A 17,415-nucleotide genomic window follows, 5' to 3' on the forward strand; every position below is an offset into this window, starting at 1 on the left:
ATGCCACGTGGTGACAAATCCGCATACACCGAAAAGCAGAAGCGCCAGGCCGAGCACATCGAGGAAAGCGAACGTGATCGCGGCGCGAGTGAAGGCACCGCCGAACGCATTGCCTGGGCCACCGTGAACAAGCAGGACGGCGGCGGCAAGCGCGCCGGCAGTGCCCGCAAGGGCGCGAAGAAGGCGACCAGCAAGAAGGCTGCCAAGAAGGCGCCTGCCAGGAAATCGGCCACAAAGAAGGCCGCAACCAAGAGGACGGCGGCGAAGAAGGCACCTGCGAAGAAGGCGGTGGCGAAGAAGGCACCGGCTCGCAAGACCGCGACAAAGAAGGCCGCAAAGAAGACGGCGAAGAAGGCAGCGGTAAAGAAGGCGGGTACGGCCGCCGCGCGGAGCGCCGCCGCGAAGAAGGCAGCCAAGACGCGGGCCGCGAAGAAGACCGTGCGCAAGGCGGCGGCGAAGAAAGCCGCGCGCACGCGCGCACGCGGCTGAGTCTTCGATCAGGAGGGGAACGCCCTCATCCATGCGGCAACTTCGGCTGCGGCTGCCTCGGCACGGGCCTGCAGCAGTAGATGCGGCCCTTCCAGCGATACGTGCCGGGCATCGGGCAACAAGACCTGCAGCTCGGCCACGCTGGGCGGCCACAACAGGTGGTCCTGTCGTGCATGCAGGCATAACGTCGGCAGCGTGAGCTTCGGCAACTGCGCGCGGACATCGATCTGCAGTGTCGCCGCAGCGCGCTGCCGCAGGATCGCGGTCGGTACCGCAGCGATCGCATGTCGCAGCTCGCGAAGGTTCATGCGTGTCCGCCAATGCCCCAGCAGAAGCCGGGCCAGCAACGCCAGCGGCGGCGGTGGCCATGCAGGGGCAAGCAAGCGTGCGCTCGCCGCTGGCAGTGGCACCGGTCGCCGCGCGAAGGTCGTACTCAGTATCAATCCGCGCAATCCCGGCGGTGAAGCCACCGCCAGTTCGATAGCCAGCGGCCCGGCAAACGATTCAGCCAGCAGCACAAAGGGAGAGATGGGAAGCTGCGGGCGCAGGATCGACGCCAATGTAACGTAGTCCTGTGGCCCGTGCATGGGCAGCGGCAGCACCTGCACGGTAACCCCCTGGTCCTGCATCGCTTCCACGAAGCATGTCGACAGCAGGCCGCTGCCATCCAGCCCGGGCAGCATCACGATCGGGAGCATCACGGCGTTCATCACATTGCTCACCTCTCAGCTCCCTTCGCACGGCTCGCTGCCCCGCAGCTTCGCTTATCGGCTCGACCCAGGGAAGTGCACGCCGCTGCTCGCGGCGCTACCCTGATGGCCCCGGACAGACGAGGAAGGCGGCATGCGCAAGCCACGCTGGCTCAGCTGGACCGGCATTGCCCTATGCGCGCTCTATCTCGCGCTGACCACCTGGCTGGTGCTCGATGCCCGGTCCAACAGCGACCCCAAGAGCGCCTACATCCTCATGCAACTGCCGGTGATGCTGCAGACCGCGGCACTCAACGTCATCGGCGTGGGACGCTGGCTTTCCGGAATGACCTGGATCACCGTCTACCTTCTGGTGATTCCTCCCACGCTTGGCGTGCTGTACGTGCTTGGGGCCATGCTCGGCAGCGTCCTGGAGCAATGAGGGCGATCCTCCCTGCTGCCTGAGCGGGCGATGCAAATACGGCCGCCCAAGGCGGCCGCATTCCTGTTACTGCACTGGCAGCCCGCTCAGGCCGCGCGACGGGGCACAGCAGAGACCGTCGCGCCTTCCACCTTGAACACCGCCACCGACGTGGTCAACGCATGTGCCTGCTCCTCCAGCGCGCGGCTCGCCGCAGTGGCTTCTTCCACCAGGGCCGCGTTCTGCTGCGTCACCTGGTCCATCTGCACCACCACCTGGTTGACCTGCTCGATACCGGCCGCCTGTTCCTTGCTGGCCGCTGCGATGTCGCTCATCAGCTGGGTGGTGCGCGAGCTGGCCTGGGCCACGCGCGCGATCGCTGCTTCCGATTCAACGGTCACCGCCAGGCCACTCTTCACCTTGGCAGCGGCGTCTTCGATCAGCTCCTTGATCTCCTTGGCCGCGACGCCGGCGCGCTGCGCGAGCGTGCGTACTTCGCTGGCGACCACGGCAAAACCACGGCCCTGCTCGCCCGCGCGCGCGGCTTCCACCGCAGCGTTCAGCGCCAGGATGTTGGTCTGGAACGCGATGCCGTCGATAACGGTGGAGATTTCCGAGATGCGTGCCGAGGACTGATCGATCTCACCCATCACCGAGGCCATCTGCGCCATCGCCTGCTCGGTCTCGCGTACGGCGGCACCGGCGGCATGCGCTTCGCTGTCGGCCTGACGCGCCAGCTCGGCGTTCTGGCGCACGGTGGAGGTCAGCTCCTCCATCGACGCGGCAGCTTCCTCCAGGTTGGCCGCCTGCTGCTCGGTGCGGCGCGACAGGTCGTTGTTGCCGGCGGCCAGTTCCTGTGCCGCGTTGTTGATGCTGTCGGCAGCCACCTGGATGCCCCGCACAATGCCGGTCAGCTGTGCGGTGGTGGTGTTGGCGTCGTCGCGCATGCGCGCGAACACGCCGTCGTACTCACCGTCCATGCGTGCGGTCAGGTCACCGTGCGAGATCGCGCGCAGCACGTCGGAAACATCGGCAATGCTGGCCTGCGAACTGGCCATCATGCCGTTGAGGTGTTCGACCATTGCCTTGAACTGGTACTGGAACGCAGCAGCATCGCCACGCATGCTGAAGTCGCCGGCGCGAGCCGCACGGGCCAGTTCATCGATCTGCGCGTTGATCGCCATCAGGCTCTGCTTTACCGCGGCCAGAGTGCGGGTCAGCGTGCCCTTCTCGCCCGGGTAGTCCGGCAGGTCACGGCTGAGGTCGCCGATCGCGTAACGCTGCATCACTTCGGCCATCAGCAGCTCCACCTGCACGTGCGATTCGACCAGGCTGTTGGTGGCCTGCACCATGCGGCCGAAATCACCGGGGAAGGCACTGTCGTCCATGCGATAGCGGATCGCACCCGCTTCGTGCTGCTCAGCCATCTGCAGCTGCGCGCCGATCGCCGCCTGCACGCTCTGCCGCACGCTGGCCATGGCCTCGCCCAGCTGGGTCAGCTCATCCCGGCCACCGAGGCGGAACTCCTGGTCCAGCTGGCCCTTGGACAGCCGCTCGGCCAGGTTCACCGCGCGCGCCAGCGGGCCGGTCAGGCTGCGGCCGATCATCACCGAGGCGCCGATGCCGGCAAGCAGCGCGACGCCGCCCAGCACCAGCAGCTGCAGCAGGCTGCGTTCGCCCAGGCGGATCGCTTCGGCGGCAGCTTCACGGCTTTCCTTCTCCTCGAAGTCCACGCCATCGGACAGCGCCTTGTTCCAGCCGTTGGCCGCTTCCTGCACCGCGCCCAGGGTCAGCGCCACGGCGCCGGGATAATCGCCCTGCTCCATCAGTTCGCTGGTCTGCTTGTTGAGCGGGCGCGCAACGGCACGCTTGGCCGCGATGGTTTCCGCGATGGTCTTGCCCTGGGCATCGCTGGGCAGCGCCTGGTAGGCGGTCCAGCTGGCCTCATAGCGCTTGACCAGGTCGGCGATGCGCTTCTCGTCGCTGCCGCGGTCTTCGCCCTGACGGATCAGCATTTCGCGGCGCACGACCATCATCTGGTTGTTGGCATCGAGCATCTGCGACAGCAGGCGCACCTTGGCCACGCTGACGTCGACCACCTGCTGCATCGCGCGCTTCTGCACGACACTGGCAGTGGCGCCGGTGGCCACCACGGCGGCGACCAGCAGCAGCAACAGGCCAAAGCCCAGCCCAAGACGCCAGGCAACCCTGACGTTCCTCAAGTAGTTCATGGGGGTATCCAATACGGGGGGATGTGGCCTTATCGGCGGCACGGCAGGCAATCTTGATCGCCCTCCATCGGTGGCTTCGGCCACGGTTCACCTTGGTGAGTCCCCGTCCCAGCGGCACCTGCCGCTGGCAATCAGCCGCAATGACATGCCTGCTCATGCGGGCATCAGATCCCTTTCACGGCGGCTCGGCGCTGTCTGCGGGCAAGGTGGCGGCGTACCTGCTGGAGATCCCAATGCCCTCATCTGTGTCCCGATCCACCCTGCTCGCACTCTCGCTGCTGGCGTCGCCGGCCTTCGCGCAGGTGCCGCCGCCCAACCTGCCCGCCCCCATTGCCGAGAAGGCCGGCCCGGACACCGCAGTGCGCTCCGCACTGCATGCCCAAGTGCTGCTGGATCGCGCGAATTTCTCGCCTGGCCAGATCGATGGCGAAGTGGGCAGCAACCAGCGACGCGCGGTGGCGGGCTTCCAGGCCGCGCATGGGCTGACCGTAACGGGTGAGCTGGACGACGCCACCTGGAAGGCTCTACAGGCCGATACGATCACGCCGCTGGCCAGCTACACGCTGACTGCCGAGGATGTTGCCGGCCCGTTCCAGCCCATACCGAAAGGACCTGCCGCACAGGCCAAGCTGAAATCGCTGGGTTTCAGCAGTGTGGAAGAAGCCCTGGGCGAGCGCTTCCACGCCTCGCCGGAGTTGCTGAAGGTGCTCAATCCCGGCGTGGATCTGACCAAGGCTGGCAGCCGCATCCAAGTGCCCAACATCGCACCAGCGGCATTGCCGAAGGCGGCGAAGATCGTGGTCGACAAATCCGACTCCACCCTGCAGTTGCTGGATGCGCAGGGCAAGCTGATCGCGCAGGTGCCGGTGTCGTCGGGCAGCCAGCACGACCCGTTGCCGATCGGCGAATGGAAGATCCTGGGCGTGTATCGCGACCCGCCGTTCCACTACAACCCGAAGTTGTTCTGGGATGCGCGCAAGGGCGAAAAGAAGGCGACGCTGCCACCGGGCCCGAACAATCCGGTCGGCCGGGTCTGGATCGACCTGTCCAAGCCGCACTACGGCCTGCATGGCACACCCGAACCCAGCCACGTGGGCAAGACCGAATCGCATGGCTGCGTACGCATGACCAACTGGGATGCGGTGCGTGTGGCCGACGCAGTGGATACTTCGGTGCCCGTGGTGATGCAGGAGTAAGCCCATGCGTCTTTCGCAGCTGATCGTATTGGGCGTACTGCTGGGACTGGGGGCAGGTTGGTGGCTGCGTCGCGATGGGAGTGAGCCGGTAGCCGCCTCGCTGCCGGCAGCGCCATCGGCGGTGTCCGCCGCGCCGGTGGTCGAACCAGCGCCACGCGCAACGGCCCCACCCGCCACCACCGCGCCGCCGGCCGCGCAGGCTGCGGATGCACCGTCCGGCCTGCTGCTGCCGGTGCAGGGCATCCTGGCCTCGCAGCTGCGCGATACCTTCACCGATGCACGCAGCGAAGGCCGCGTACACGATGCCATCGACATCCTGGCCGATGCCGGTACGCCGGTACTCGCGGTGGCTGATGGCACGGTGGAAAAACTGTTCGACAGCGAACGCGGCGGGCTGACGATCTACCAGTTCGAGCCCAGCGGACGCTGGTGCTACTACTACGCGCACCTGCAGCGCTATGCCGATGGCCTGGCCGAGAAACAGGCGATCAAGCGCGGGGATGTGATCGGCTACGTCGGCAGCACCGGCAATGCCAGCGCCGAGGCCCCGCACCTGCACTTCGAAGTGCATGTGTTGGGGCCGGAGAAGCAGTGGTGGAAGGGAGAGTCGATCAATCCCTATCCCTTGCTGAAGTCGGCGGCACCGATGCCCGGCGCTGCTGGCGCCGCAACGCCAAAGTGAAGACAGTCAACGCAGCCCCCGGAATCAGCAGGAACAGCGCCGCCATCTTCCAGAAAAAGAACGGCCACAGCCAGAGGTAGTCCAGGTCGGTCAGCTTCAGCAGACCCAGCGGCGGCTGCAGCTCGATGTCTGCAGTGCGTCCCGCCAGCGCCGGATCCACCTCCAGCACGGTTACCCGCAGCCATGAGCGGCCGCGTGGCAATGCGTCGCCGCGACCGTAACCAAAGTAGGAGGCCATGAGGCCGCTGGACTCAACCGATACCAGCGCGCGGTCGATGCCCTGCCCGGCCACTCCCGAACGCTCCCGTGCGCGGAAGTCTCCATGTTCGGTGGGAGTCTCGATGCGCAGCAGCACTTCAGGGTCAGCCTCTGTACCGTCCGCGGCATAGCGCAGGCGCAGCCGAAGCTGGTCATCGATGAGGCGGTAGACCGTCACCTCGGCCGTCGCACCCGGGCTCAGCAGCAGAGGCAGGGTCTGGGTACGCGAGGCCAGGCAGTTGGCGATGGCGCCAAGCGCCAGAACCAGGCAGGCCATGCACCACAGGCTCCACGACACCCACAGGGTGACCCGCACTACCGTCCCGCCTTTCACGCTGACATCCTGGTCATCGCGTCGCTTCCCCGCTGGCCTGGCCACACAGTAACGAAAAAGCCCCGCGTGCGCGGGGCTTTTCCTGTCACCAACGCCGGGCATGGCCCGGCGCCACCTCAGGCGAACGGATCCTGCAGGACCATGGTGTGGTCGCGGTCCGGGCCGGTGGAGACGATGCTGATCGGGCAGCCGGCCAGCTCTTCCAGCGAACGCAGGTAGGCGCGTGCGGCCGGCGGCAGGTCGTCCCACTGGGTGATGCCGTGGGTGTTCTCGCTCCAGCCCGGGAACTCCAGATACACCGGGGTGCATTCTTCCCAGCCCTGCGCGTCCAGCGGCGCGTACTCGGTGCGCTTGCCGTTGTATTCGTAGGCGATGCAGACCTTCAGCTTTTCCATGCCATCGAGCACGTCCAGCTTGGTGATGCACAGGCCGCTGATGCCGTTGATGGCCACGGCGCGCTTCAGCGCGACGATGTCCATCCAGCCACAACGACGCGGGCGGCCGGTCGACGCACCGTACTCGGCGCCGCGGTCACGAATGCCCTGGCCGACTTCGTCGTCCAGCTCGGTCGGGAACGGGCCACCGCCGACGCGGGTGGCGTAGGCCTTGGCGATGCCCAGCACGTAGTCGATCGAATCAGCGCCGACGCCGGAACCGGCCAGCGCACCACCGACGGTGGTGTTGGAGCTGGTGACGTACGGGTAGGTGCCGTGGTCGATGTCCAGCAGCGCGCCCTGCGCACCTTCGAACAGCACGCGCTTACCCTGCTTGCGCAGGTCGTGCAGGATGCCGGCCACGTCGGACTTCATCGGCTGCACGTATTCGCCGAAGGCCAGCGCTTCGTCGAAGGTCTTCTGGAAGTCGACCGCATCGGTGTTCAGATACTTGGTCAGCACGAAGTTGTGGTAATCCAGCGCGGTGCGCAGCAGTTCTTCCAGCTGCTTCGGGTAATGCAGGTCGGCGATGCGGATGCCGCGACGCGCCACCTTGTCTTCGTAGGCCGGGCCGATGCCGCGGCCGGTGGTGCCGATCGCCTTGCCACCGGCTGCGCGCTCGCGCGCCTGGTCCAGGGCGATGTGGTACGGCATGATCAGCGGCGCGGCCGGGGAGATCTTCAGGCGCGAACGCACTTCCACGCCGGAGGCTTCCAGCTCGGCGATTTCCTTCTGCAGCGCGGCCGGCGAGATCACCACGCCGTTGCCGATCAGGCACAGCGCATCGTCACGCAGGATGCCCGACGGGATCAGGTGCAGGACGGTCTTCTTACCGTTGATGACCAGGGTGTGGCCGGCATTGTGGCCGCCCTGGAAGCGCACGACGGCGCCGATTTCCTCAGTGAGCAGATCGACGATCTTGCCCTTGCCTTCATCGCCCCACTGGGCACCCAACACTACGACAGACTGACCCATGACGGGCTCCTCGGTTTGTTGCGGCCATCGGGGCCGCGGACGGGTAAACCGTGGCGGGGCTGGCCAGCACCTGGAGGGCGGCTCCAAACGGGGAGCGGCCGGCGATGGAGGGCCCAGACACGGAAAAAGCCGAACGGGGAGGCCCGTCCGGCTTTTGTGCATTATCCGGGTTTCCGGGGTCCGCTGCCACCTTTCCGACGGACGGCTTCACCGGCCGGTCAGCCGCCCCGCCCGGTTGTGCCGGCCGCTGGCCGGCAATGCCAACCAAGGTTGGCATCTACCAGAGCCTGGCCACGCAGGTGCAGGTCGGTCAGCTGCCCCGCCCGGTCGTGCCGGCCGCTGGCCGGCAACGCCAACCAAGGTTGGCATCTACCAGGGCCAGGCCACGCAGGTGCAGGTCGGTCAGCCGCCCCGCCCGGTCGTGCCGGCCGCTGGCCGGCAACGCCAACCAAGGTTGGCATCTACCAGAGCCTGGCCACGCAGGTGCAGGTCGGTCAGCCGCCCCGCCCGGTCGTGCCGGCCGCTGGCCGGCAATGCCAACCAAGGTTGGCATCTACCAAGGCCTGGCCACGCAGGTGCAGGCCGGTCAGCTGCCCCGCCCGGTCGTGCCGGCCGCTGGCCGGCAATGCCAACCAAGGTTGGCAGCTACCAGGGCCAAGCCACGCTGGTGCCGGTCAGTCAGCCGCCCCGCCCGGTCGTGCCGGCCGCTGGCCGGCAATGCCAACCAAGGTTGGCAGCTACCAGGGCCAGGCCACGCAGGTGCAGGTCGGTCAGCCGCCCCACCCGGTCGTGCCGGCCGCTGGCCGGCAATGCCAACCAAGGTTGGCAGCTACCAGAGCCTGGCCACGCTGGTGCCGGTCGGTCAACTGCCCCGCCCGGTAGTGCCGGCCGCTGGCCGGCAATGCCAACCAAGGTTGGCAGCTACCAAGGCCAGGCCACGCACGTAGACGCAGGCGGCCGCGCCGGGGCGTCTAGTGCCGCACCCACCACAGCAGGCTCAGGCCGGCCAGCAGCACCAGTCCGCCGAAGCTGCGCAGGGCCGGGCTGGGCAGGTCCAGCAGGCGTTCGGCCATGCGCTTCCAGGCGAACGGCGCGACGAACAGGAACAGGCCTTCCAGCACCGCGACCAGGCAGACGGCGGCGAACAGATCTTTCATCGGGAACTCCGGAAAAAGCACGGGGCCCGGCAGTTGGCCGGGCCCCGTGGGGTAATGCCCTGCGACCTCAGCGGTCGTTCTTCAGGTACTGCAGGAACGGGTCGTTCTTGTCGAGCACGATCACGCCGTTGCCGTCGGTCATGGAGCCGCGGTACGCCTCCAGGCTACGGTAGAACGCGTAGAACGACGGATCAGCCGAACCGGCCTTGCCGTAGATGCGGGTGGCTTCCGCATCACCCTCACCGCGCAGGCGCTGTGCATCGCGCTCGGCCTCGGCGATCAGCACGGTGCTGTCACGGTCGGCCTGGGCGCGGATGGTCAGCGACTGTTCCTCGCCTTCCGCGCGCAGCTTGGCGGCTTCCTGCTTGCGCTGGGCGCGCATGCGCTCGTACACGTCGTTGATCACCTGGCTGTCGGTGGGCAGGTCCACCTGCTTGATGCGCAGGTCGATCATCTGCATGCCCAGGCCGGCCACGGCCTCGTTGATTCCCTTCAACTGCTCGGCGATCAGCTCACTGCGGTCGCCGGACACCAGCTGCTGCAGGGTGCGCGAGTTGATCTGGTTACGCAGCGAATCGGTGATGATCGGCGCCAGGCGGGCGTTGGCCACGCGCGGGTCGCCGCCGGTGGCACGGAAGTAGTCACCCACGTTGGAGATGTAGCCGATGGCGAAGAAGTCGACGCTGACGTCCTTCTGCTCGGCGGTGAAGTAGCGCGCCGGCGCGGTGTCGAGCACCTGGAAGCGGCGGTCGAAGACCTTCACCGTTTCCACCACCGGCACCTTGAAGTGCAGGCCTGGCTTGATGTCCGAACGCACCACCTTGCCCAGGTTCAGCACCATGGCGGTCTGGTCCTCACGGACCACATACACCGAGCCGAGCAGGCCCAGCACCACCACCACGATCACGGCGATCCAGATAGGACTCTTCATCGGCTGCCCTCCTCACGGCCGCTCGGTCGCCCGGTCGGGCGGCCCACCGGCCGGCCCGGATCACGGGAAGCTTCCACCGCTGCGCCCGGCAGCGACGGCATGACCACGTCCGGGTTTGCCACTGCGGCCGGGGCCGACGTGGCGGGACGGGTGTCGCCGGTCATCGGCACGTAGATCAGCTGGCGGCCATCGCCGCCGATCACCTTGCGGTTCTCGCTCAGCACCTGCTGCACGGTCTCCAGCCACAGGCGCTTGCGGGTCACTTCCGGCGCGTCCTTGTACTGGGCCTGCAACAGGCTGAAGCGCTGCGCGTCACCCTCGGCCTTGGACACCACCGCCTGCTTGTAGCCTTCGGCGGTGGTACGGGCGCGCGAGGCCTGGCCCCGGGCTTCCGGCACGACCTTGGCGGCGTAGGCCTGGGCTTCGTTGATCAGGCGTTCCTTGACCTGCTGGGCACCATTGACCTCGTCGAAGGCCGGCTTCACTTCCTCCGGCGGACGCGCGTCCTGCAGGGTCAGGCCGGTCACGGTCAGGCCGGTCTTGAACGCCTTCAGCAGCGCCTGCAGGCGCTCCTCGGCGGCCACGGCCAGCGGGCCACGGTTGTTCAGCACGGCATTGAGGTCGGCGCGGCCGACTTCCTCGCGCACCGCGCTCTGCGCCGACTGCTCCAGCACCTGGTTGGCATCGACCGTGCCGAACAGGTACTGCTGCGGATCGTCGATGCGGTACTGGACGTTCAGCGAGACGTTGACGATGTTCTCGTCGCGGGTCAGGACCGGCACCTGGATCGAGAAGGTCTTGATCTCGGTGGCGTTGACCTTGGTGACCGACTCGATCGGCCACGGCAGCTTGAAGTTCGGGCCGGGCTGCAGGATGCGCGAGAACTGGCCGAAGCGCAGGACCACGCCACGCTGCTGTTCACCGATCAGCTGGAAGCTGGAGAACAGCACCAGCAGCACCACGGCCGCCACCACCCAACGCACGATGCCGCCGTCGAACAGGTCCTTCAGCGGCCCGGGCAGTCCGCCCCAGCCACCACCATTGCCACCGCCGCGCGACCCGAACGGCCCGCGTCGATTGTCCTCGGGGCCTTGTCCGCCCTTGTTGCCGCCGGGTGTATTCCAGGCCATGCACGCTCCATCAAGATGTGGGCTGCGGCGCGGGCCCTTCCCGCGGCGCCAGCCGTGAAACCATTACCGATCATACAAGATGGGGCGGATCGGCAGGATCGAAAGGGCGACGACGGGGTAAGGTGGCGTTTTCCTCGAAGTCAGGCAACGCCGATGGCCCCCACCACCCCGTTCACCGCCTTCCGCATCGAAAACGACGACGCCGGCTATCGCAGCGGCCTGACCCGGATCGGTGTCGACGACCTCAACCCCGGGCAGGTACTGATCCGCGCCCACTGGTCCTCGGTCAACTACAAGGATGCCCTGGCCGGCACCGGCAAGGGGAAGATCCTGCGCCGCTTCCCGCTGGTCGGCGGCATCGACGTGGCCGGCACCGTGGTCGCCAGCACCGACCCGGCCTGGCGTGAAGGCGACGCGGTGCTGGCCACCGGCTGCGGCCTCAGCGAGACCCGTGACGGCGGCTACAGCCAGTATGTGCGGCTGGAGTCGCGTGCGGTGATTGCACAGCCGGCCGGGCTGAGCCCGCGCGAGGCGATGGTGCTGGGCACTGCCGGCTTCACGGCGGCGCTGGCGCTGCTGCGCATGCAGGACAACCGCCAGACCCCGGAGCTCGGCCCGCTGGCGGTCACCGGCGCCAGCGGCGGCGTCGGTGCGCTGGCGCTGTCGATCTTCAGCCGTGCCGGCTACACCGTGCACGCGGTCAGTGGCAAGCCGGACCAGACCGACTTCCTGCGCGACATCGGTGCCAGCGAGGTGCTGCCGCGCGAGGCGCTGGCCGACACCGCCCCGCTGCAGTCGGCGCGCTTCGGCGGGGGCCTGGACAATGCCGGCGGCGCCATGCTCGCCAGCCTGTTGGCGCAGACCGTGCCCTACGGCAGCGTGGTCAGTGCCGGCCTGGCGGCCAGCCCGACGCTGGACATGACGGTGATGCCCTTCATCCTGCGCGGTGTGTCGCTGCTCGGCGTGTCTTCGGCCAATGCGCCGCGCCGGCTGCGCGAAGAGGTGTGGTCGCGCCTGGGCGGTGAGTGGAAGCCGCAGCACCTGGACCGCATCTGCACCGCCGAGGTCGGCCTTGATGGCCTCCGGGCAGTGTTCGAGCGGATGCTGGCGGGTGGATCGCTGGGCCGCGCGGTGGTGCGGATCGACTGAACGTCGCAGGCAGGCGACGGACGGCAGGTGCCCCCCTCCCGCCGGTAATGAGCCCGCACTACACTGCGGGCATTACATGGGGAACAACATGGCACGCATTCTGATCGTCGACGACTCACCGTCGCAGCTGTTGGGGATACAGCGCATCGTCGAGAAGCTCGGGCACCAGATCCTGACCGCCACCGATGGCGCCGCCGGGGTCGAAACCGCCAGGGCCGAGCTGCCCGACCTGGTTTTGATGGACGTGGTGATGCCCAATCTCAACGGCTTCCAGGCCACCCGTACCCTCGCCCGCGACGAGGCGACCCGGCATATCCCGGTGATCCTGGTGACCACCAAGGACCAGGACACCGATCGCATGTGGGGCATGCGCCAGGGCGCCAAGGCCTACATCACCAAGCCGTTCTCGGAAGACGAGCTGTCCGAGGTGCTGGAGCGGGTGTTCGCCGGCCAGGGCTGAGACGCGCGTGGTCGTGGCCGCCCCGGGGCCGCCACTACCGCATGGCCACAACGCCCGTAGCGCCGGTCAGAACGCCGGCAGCACCGCGCCCTTGTACTTGGTCTCGATGAAGGCCTTCACCTGCGGGCTGGTCAGGGCCTTGGCCAGCTTCTGCACGCGGGCGTCGTCCTTGTTGTCCGGGCGCGCGACCAGGAAATTCACGTACGGCGAGTCCTTGCTTTCGATCGCCAGCGCATCCTGGGTCGGGTTGAGGCCTGCGTCCAGCGCGTAGTTGGTATTGATCAGGGCCAGGTCGACCTGGTCCAGCACGCGCGGCAGCATCGCCGAGTCCAGCTCGCGGAACTTCAGGTTCTTCGGATTGGCGATGATGTCGCGCTGGGTCGCCAGTGCGTTGGTCGGGTCCTTCAGCTCGATCACGCCGGCCTTGTGCAGCAGGATCAGCGCGCGGCTGTTGTTGCTCGGGTCGTTCGGGATCACCACGTCGGCGCCTTCGCGCAGCTCGGCCAGCGACTTGACCTTGCGCGAATAGGCACCGAACGGCTCGATATGCACGCCGATCACCTTCACCAGATCGGTCTTGCGGTCGCGGTTGTAGGCATCCAGGTAGGGCTCGGTCTGGAAGTAGTTCGCATCCACCTGCTTCTGCACCAGCTGGTCGTTGGGCTGCACGTAGTCATTGAACACCCGCACGTCCAGGTCCACGCCTTCCTGCTTGAGGATCGGCTTGACCACCTCGAGGATCTCGGCATGCGGCACGGCCGTGGCGGCCACCACCAGCTTCTGCGAGGGCTCGCCGGACTTGCCGCAGGCGGTCAGGGCCAGCGCAGCGGCGAGCAGGGGCAGCAACAGGGTCTTTTTCATGGGGGATTGAATTCTCGGGGGAGTGTCAGGAGTTTTCGTAGTTGCTCAGGGCCAGCTCAAGCAACGCCTTGGCCTGCTCGCGCAGCATCATGGGCTCGACGATCTCGGCATCCGAGCCGTAATGCAGCACATCCATCAGCAGCTCGCGCGAGACGCTGTACGGCACCTTCAGCTCATAGCGGCCGTCGGCCAGGAAGCGGCCCTGCTGCTTGGAATGCCAGTGCTCGTCGGCCACCCAGCGCGCGGCCTTGGCGCTGAACAGGATGGTCGCCCAGCCCTTCGGCGCGCCAGAGAAGATGCCGTAGCTGGCGCCGAGCTGCTCGTCCAGCTCGCTGTCGGCGACATCGCGCGCGGTGCTGTCGACCACCCGCGCCTTGTGGATGCGGTCGACCGCGAAACTGCGCAGGGCGTCGCGGTCATGGTCCCAGGCATCCAGGTACCAGTTGTCGCGATAGTGGGTCAGGCGCTGCGGCGAGACGGTGCGCTTGGTCGGCTCGTCGGTGGAACGGGCACGGTACTCGAACGCCAGCTGGCGGCGCTCCAGCACGGCCGATGCGACGCTGCGGAAGCTGCCTTCGTCAAACTTGCGGCCACGGTGCGGAATCACCCGCACGCGGTCGACCGGCCAGCTGGACACGCCGGCCTGGGCCGCCAGCAGGCTCTCGATGCGTTGCTGCAGCGGTGCCAGCACCGACGACAGCACACCACCGCCGGTCCGCGCCAGCAGGTGCTGCGAGGCCAGCAGGGCATGCAGCTCCTCCGAGCTGAGCCACAGGCCGGGCAGCTCGAAACGGTCGCTCTCGTCAGCCTGGTAGCGGAAGCCCGCCTCGCCGTCGCCCTCGATCGGTGCCATCAGCGCATCGCGCAGGAAGGCCAGGTCGCGGTAGACGGTGGCGCGGGAACAACCGAGCTTGTCCTGCAGGGTCGCCACCGTCACCGGATAGCGCGCGGACTTGAGCAGACGATGCAGGGCGGTGATGCGTTCGTATCGGTCCATACCCCCGATTATGTCCGAGTCGCGGGTCTTGTGTGGGACGTTTGGGCTATCGTGGTCGCCCCCACCCCCATGGAATGCCCGATGCGCCGGTTGCCTGCCCTGTCCCTGCTGGCCTGCCTGCTGCTGGCCGCCTGCGATCGCGCGCCGGCGCCGGCCGGCGCCGAGCCCCCGGTACCCGTCGCCGATCCGACGCAGGCGGTGCTGGGCGCCAGCCAGCGTTTCGCGGCCCTGCGCAGCTTCCACGCCGAACTGGAGGTGCTGGGCGCGCCGCAGCCGGTACGCAGCGGCATGGACTTCGTCGCGCCCGATCGTTTCCGGGTGGAGACGCCGGCGGGGCCGCAGACCATCATCGGCGACACCATGTTCCTGCAGGCCGACGGCGCGATCCGCCAGGTGCCGACCCCGCCCGGCCTGCTCGAGCAATGGCGCAACCCGCTGCCCGCCGATGCCCTGCCCGCCGATCTGAAGGCCGAAGATCTCGGCAGCCAGTCGCTGGACGGGGTGCAGACCCGGCACTACCGGCTGCGCGGTGCCCAGCCCGGCGAACGCCTGGAGTACTGGGTGGATGCCCAGGGCCTGCCACGCCAGATCGTACGCAGCGGCAGCAGCAATGGCCGCAGCTTCCAGCTGCGCCTGCGCTATTCGCGCTTCAACGACCCTGAGGTGCGCGTCGATCTGCCCTGAATAGGCGACCGCGCCAACGTTCGCTGAAGCGCGCATTGGATCGATTCGGACCGCCATCACGCTTCCAGTATCATCACCGGCTGTCAACCGTTTCGGAGAAGCCTCGATGTCCCTGCGCGTGTCCCTGCTGGTCCCCCTGCTGCTGTGTGCGCCGCTCGCATACGCACAGGATGCCTCCGAACTGGCGGCGATGTCCTCGCCGTGGAGTGGCAGTGGTGGCGAGCTCGGGTTTGCCTCGGCACGCGGCAACAGCAGCACCGAGAGCTTCAACGGCCGCCTGCGCCTGCGCTACACCGACGGTGACTGGGTGCACAGCATGGACCTGTTCGGCCTGCGCTCCAGCTCCAAGGTGACCGAAACCAACGACGACGGCACCACCACCCGCCGCAACAACACCACCGCCAACCGCTACACCGGCAGTGCCGGCAGCGCGCTGCAGCTGGGCGAACACCGCCAGCTGACCGCGACGGTGCGTACGGAACGCGACGACTTCGCCACCTACGACCGCCAGAGCTCGTTCGGTCTGGGTTACGGCACCCGCCTGTGGAACACCGAGCGCTTCTCGTTCGACGCGCAGATCGGCCCCGGTGTGCGCCGCACCCACAGCACCGAGGACGACCGCACCCGCACCGGCCTGATCGGCCGTGGCCTGTTCGACATGAAGTATTCGCTGACTGACAACACCGACCTGGTCAACACGCTGCTGGTCGAATCCGGTTCGTACAACACCTTCGGCCAGAACGACTTCGGTGTCTCGGTGAGCATGAACGAGCACCTGGCACTGAAGGCCGGCTGGCAGGCGCGCTACAACAGTGACGTGGCCGAGGACAAGCGCAAGACCGATACGCTGACCACGATGAACGTGGTCTACAAGTTCAAGTAAGCAGAACGGGCGCCCAGGGCGCCCGTTCTTCTTCCGGTAGTGCCGGCGGTAGCTCAGACGTTCAGCAGTTCGCCGGCACCGGCTTCCAGCAGCATCTTCGCCACGCGCTGGCCCAGCGCCTCCGGATCCCGGGCCGGTCCCACCGCCTCGGCGCGCACCGCACGACCATCGCTGGCACTGCCGACCAGGCCCTGCAGGTGCAGGTCGTCGCCCTGCCACTGCGCGATGGCCGCCACCGGCACGTGGCAGCTGCCATGCAGCGCGCGGTTCATCGCCCGCTCGGCTTCCACGCAGGCGCGCGTAGCGGCGTCATCAAGCGTGGCGAACAGCGCCATCAGGCGCGTATTTCCACCGTCGCACTCCACCGCCACCGCGCCCTGCGCCGGTGCCGGCAGCCACTGCGGCGGTTGCAGGCGCGCGACGATGCGCCCGCCCAGGCCCAGGCGCTCCAGGCCGGCCACGGCCAGCACGATGGCGTCGTAGCCACCATTGTCGAGCTTGGCCAGGCGGGTGTTGACGTTGCCGCGCAGGTCCAGCAATTCCAGATCCGGGCGCAGCGCGCGCAGCTGGGCCTGGCGGCGCAGCGATGAGGTGCCGACCCGCGCACCGATCGGCAGCGCGTCCAGCGAGGCGTACAGGTTGGAGACGAAACCATCGGCCGGATCATGGCGGGTCAGCATCGCCGGCAGCGCGAAGGGTTCGTCCAGTTCCATCGGCACATCCTTCAGCGAGTGCACGGCGCAGTCGGCCTCACCGCGCAGCATGGCCAGCTCCAGCTCCTTCAGGAACAGGCCCTTGCCACCGATGGCGGCCAGCGAGCGGTCGAGCACCTCGTCACCGCGGGTGCTCATCGGCACCAGTTCCACATGCAGCCCGGGATGGGCCTGGCGCAGGCGGTTGGCGACGTGTTCGCTTTGCCAGAGGGCGAGCGGGCTCTTGCGGGTGGCGATGCGGACGGTTTCCATCCGGTCATTATCGCGCCTTCGGCGCGGATACGGCCAACGGCGGAGCCCCTCGTGGCTGGTGCTATCAAAGCAGAAGCCGTGCTTGGCCGGGGCGGTGGGGTCATGCGGGGACGCCGTGAACCCATCCCTGGGGGCTTGGCCGCGGCTTGCTCGTGTGCGCTGTCCTGCGCACACGGCAAGACCGGGGTTGGGCGTCCTGCCCAACCCGCCCGAGGCATGCCTCGGGCCCATGCCGCGGACACCCCGCATGACCCCACCGCCCCGGCCCCTGACAGTTTCCGTGTGCGCCAGCCACGGAAGATCAAAAGAAAGAAAAAGCAGAGGCAAAGGCAAAAACAACTGCCGACGGCTTCCGGGGTCAGATCCCTTTTCCGCAGGAAAAGGGATCTGACCCCTCTTCCCCCACCCGATAACAACAATGCCTTTGCCGTCCGACGCGGGAAAAACGAGAGGGTTGGGCCGGGGTGGGGGGGGGGGGCCCGGGGGGCC

The 17,415-nt window shown here is 67.7% G+C and carries 18 protein-coding genes; 8 read left to right on the forward strand and 10 right to left on the reverse strand.

Annotated features, from left to right (window positions below):
- Positions 1-489, forward strand: coding sequence for a hypothetical protein (locus tag VG566_RS18605; RefSeq protein ID WP_014648023.1), 489 nt, complete (start codon positions 1-3; stop codon positions 487-489).
- A gap of 8 nt (positions 490-497) precedes the next feature.
- Here VG566_RS18605 and VG566_RS18610 read toward each other — a convergent pair whose 3' ends face one another.
- The gene (locus VG566_RS18610; protein WP_423172659.1) at positions 498-1,199 is read right to left on the reverse strand and encodes an alpha/beta fold hydrolase; all 702 of its coding nucleotides are present in this window, start codon (positions 1,197-1,199) and stop codon (positions 498-500) included.
- A 133-nt stretch (positions 1,200-1,332) separates the two neighbouring features.
- Here VG566_RS18610 and VG566_RS18615 point away from each other — a divergent pair, with 133 nt between their 5' ends.
- Positions 1,333-1,620 (forward strand): hypothetical protein, encoded by a 288-nt coding sequence (locus VG566_RS18615; RefSeq protein ID WP_032960023.1) that lies wholly within the window; start codon positions 1,333-1,335, stop codon positions 1,618-1,620.
- Between the two features lie 86 nt (positions 1,621-1,706).
- Here VG566_RS18615 and VG566_RS18620 read toward each other — a convergent pair whose 3' ends face one another.
- Positions 1,707-3,830 carry a methyl-accepting chemotaxis protein gene (locus tag VG566_RS18620; RefSeq protein WP_032960021.1) on the reverse strand — a complete coding sequence of 708 codons (2,124 nt, stop codon included), beginning with the start codon at positions 3,828-3,830 and terminating at the stop codon, positions 1,707-1,709.
- A 233-nt stretch (positions 3,831-4,063) separates the two neighbouring features.
- On the opposite strand from VG566_RS18620, the gene VG566_RS18625 reads away from it, so the two are divergent.
- Both VG566_RS18625 and VG566_RS18630 read left to right on the forward strand, forming a co-directional pair.
- Positions 4,064-5,026, forward strand: coding sequence for a L,D-transpeptidase family protein (locus tag VG566_RS18625; RefSeq protein ID WP_197557160.1), 963 nt, complete (start codon positions 4,064-4,066; stop codon positions 5,024-5,026).
- A gap of 4 nt (positions 5,027-5,030) precedes the next feature.
- Positions 5,031-5,708, forward strand: a complete 678-nt coding sequence (locus tag VG566_RS18630; RefSeq protein ID WP_197557161.1) for a M23 family metallopeptidase — start codon at positions 5,031-5,033, stop codon at positions 5,706-5,708.
- Here the strand turns inward: VG566_RS18630 and VG566_RS18635 are convergent.
- The 5 genes from VG566_RS18635 to hflK all read right to left on the reverse strand — a co-directional run bounded on the left by VG566_RS18635 (position 5,638) and on the right by hflK (position 10,927).
- Complete coding sequence (locus tag VG566_RS18635; RefSeq protein ID WP_241884303.1) at positions 5,638-6,300, reverse strand: hypothetical protein; 663 nt, start codon at positions 6,298-6,300, stop codon at positions 5,638-5,640. The genes VG566_RS18630 and VG566_RS18635 overlap by 71 nt on opposite strands.
- Positions 6,301-6,416: 116 nt before the next feature.
- Positions 6,417-7,709: an adenylosuccinate synthase gene (locus VG566_RS18640; RefSeq protein WP_014648029.1), complete on the reverse strand. Its 1,293-nt coding sequence runs from the start codon at positions 7,707-7,709 to the stop codon at positions 6,417-6,419.
- Between the two features lie 971 nt (positions 7,710-8,680).
- Complete coding sequence (locus tag VG566_RS18645; RefSeq protein ID WP_005414170.1) at positions 8,681-8,866, reverse strand: DUF2065 domain-containing protein; 186 nt, start codon at positions 8,864-8,866, stop codon at positions 8,681-8,683.
- A gap of 67 nt (positions 8,867-8,933) precedes the next feature.
- Entirely contained in the window at positions 8,934-9,797 is an 864-nt protein-coding gene (hflC, locus tag VG566_RS18650) for a protease modulator HflC (protein ID WP_241884302.1), read from the reverse strand.
- A complete protein-coding gene (gene hflK, locus VG566_RS18655; RefSeq protein WP_032957109.1) occupies positions 9,794-10,927 on the reverse strand; it encodes an FtsH protease activity modulator HflK in 1,134 nt (377 codons plus the stop codon). The genes hflC and hflK overlap by 4 nt, the downstream gene beginning before the upstream one ends.
- Positions 10,928-11,080: 153 nt before the next feature.
- Here hflK and VG566_RS18660 point away from each other — a divergent pair, with 153 nt between their 5' ends.
- Together VG566_RS18660 and pilH are read left to right on the forward strand one after the other, a co-directional pair.
- Positions 11,081-12,076 carry a YhdH/YhfP family quinone oxidoreductase gene (locus VG566_RS18660; RefSeq protein ID WP_241884300.1) on the forward strand — a complete coding sequence of 332 codons (996 nt, stop codon included), beginning with the start codon at positions 11,081-11,083 and terminating at the stop codon, positions 12,074-12,076.
- 88 nt (positions 12,077-12,164) lie between these two features.
- Positions 12,165-12,536, forward strand: coding sequence for a twitching motility response regulator PilH (gene pilH / locus VG566_RS18665; protein ID WP_014648033.1), 372 nt, complete (start codon positions 12,165-12,167; stop codon positions 12,534-12,536).
- 66 nt (positions 12,537-12,602) lie between these two features.
- On the opposite strand, the gene VG566_RS18670 is transcribed toward pilH, so the two are convergent.
- Positions 12,603-13,397, reverse strand: coding sequence for a MetQ/NlpA family ABC transporter substrate-binding protein (locus VG566_RS18670; RefSeq protein ID WP_014648506.1), 795 nt, complete (start codon positions 13,395-13,397; stop codon positions 12,603-12,605).
- 25 nt (positions 13,398-13,422) lie between these two features.
- Complete coding sequence (locus VG566_RS18675) at positions 13,423-14,394, reverse strand: helix-turn-helix transcriptional regulator (RefSeq protein ID WP_014648507.1); 972 nt, start codon at positions 14,392-14,394, stop codon at positions 13,423-13,425.
- Between the two features lie 81 nt (positions 14,395-14,475).
- Here VG566_RS18675 and VG566_RS18680 point away from each other — a divergent pair, with 81 nt between their 5' ends.
- Together VG566_RS18680 and VG566_RS18685 are read left to right on the forward strand one after the other, a co-directional pair.
- Positions 14,476-15,078, forward strand: coding sequence for a hypothetical protein (locus VG566_RS18680; RefSeq protein ID WP_241884789.1), 603 nt, complete (start codon positions 14,476-14,478; stop codon positions 15,076-15,078).
- A 106-nt stretch (positions 15,079-15,184) separates the two neighbouring features.
- Positions 15,185-15,961 carry a DUF481 domain-containing protein gene (locus tag VG566_RS18685; RefSeq protein ID WP_014648509.1) on the forward strand — a complete coding sequence of 259 codons (777 nt, stop codon included), beginning with the start codon at positions 15,185-15,187 and terminating at the stop codon, positions 15,959-15,961.
- A gap of 53 nt (positions 15,962-16,014) precedes the next feature.
- Here the strand turns inward: VG566_RS18685 and hemC are convergent, their stop codons facing one another.
- The gene (hemC, locus tag VG566_RS18690) at positions 16,015-16,926 is read right to left on the reverse strand and encodes a hydroxymethylbilane synthase (RefSeq protein WP_014648510.1); all 912 of its coding nucleotides are present in this window, start codon (positions 16,924-16,926) and stop codon (positions 16,015-16,017) included.
- Between the last annotated feature and the right edge of the window lie 489 nt (positions 16,927-17,415).

The sequence above is a fragment of the Stenotrophomonas sp. CASM114 genome (genome assembly GCF_049384325.1).
Taxonomy (GTDB): Bacteria; Pseudomonadota; Gammaproteobacteria; order Xanthomonadales; family Xanthomonadaceae; genus Stenotrophomonas; species Stenotrophomonas muris.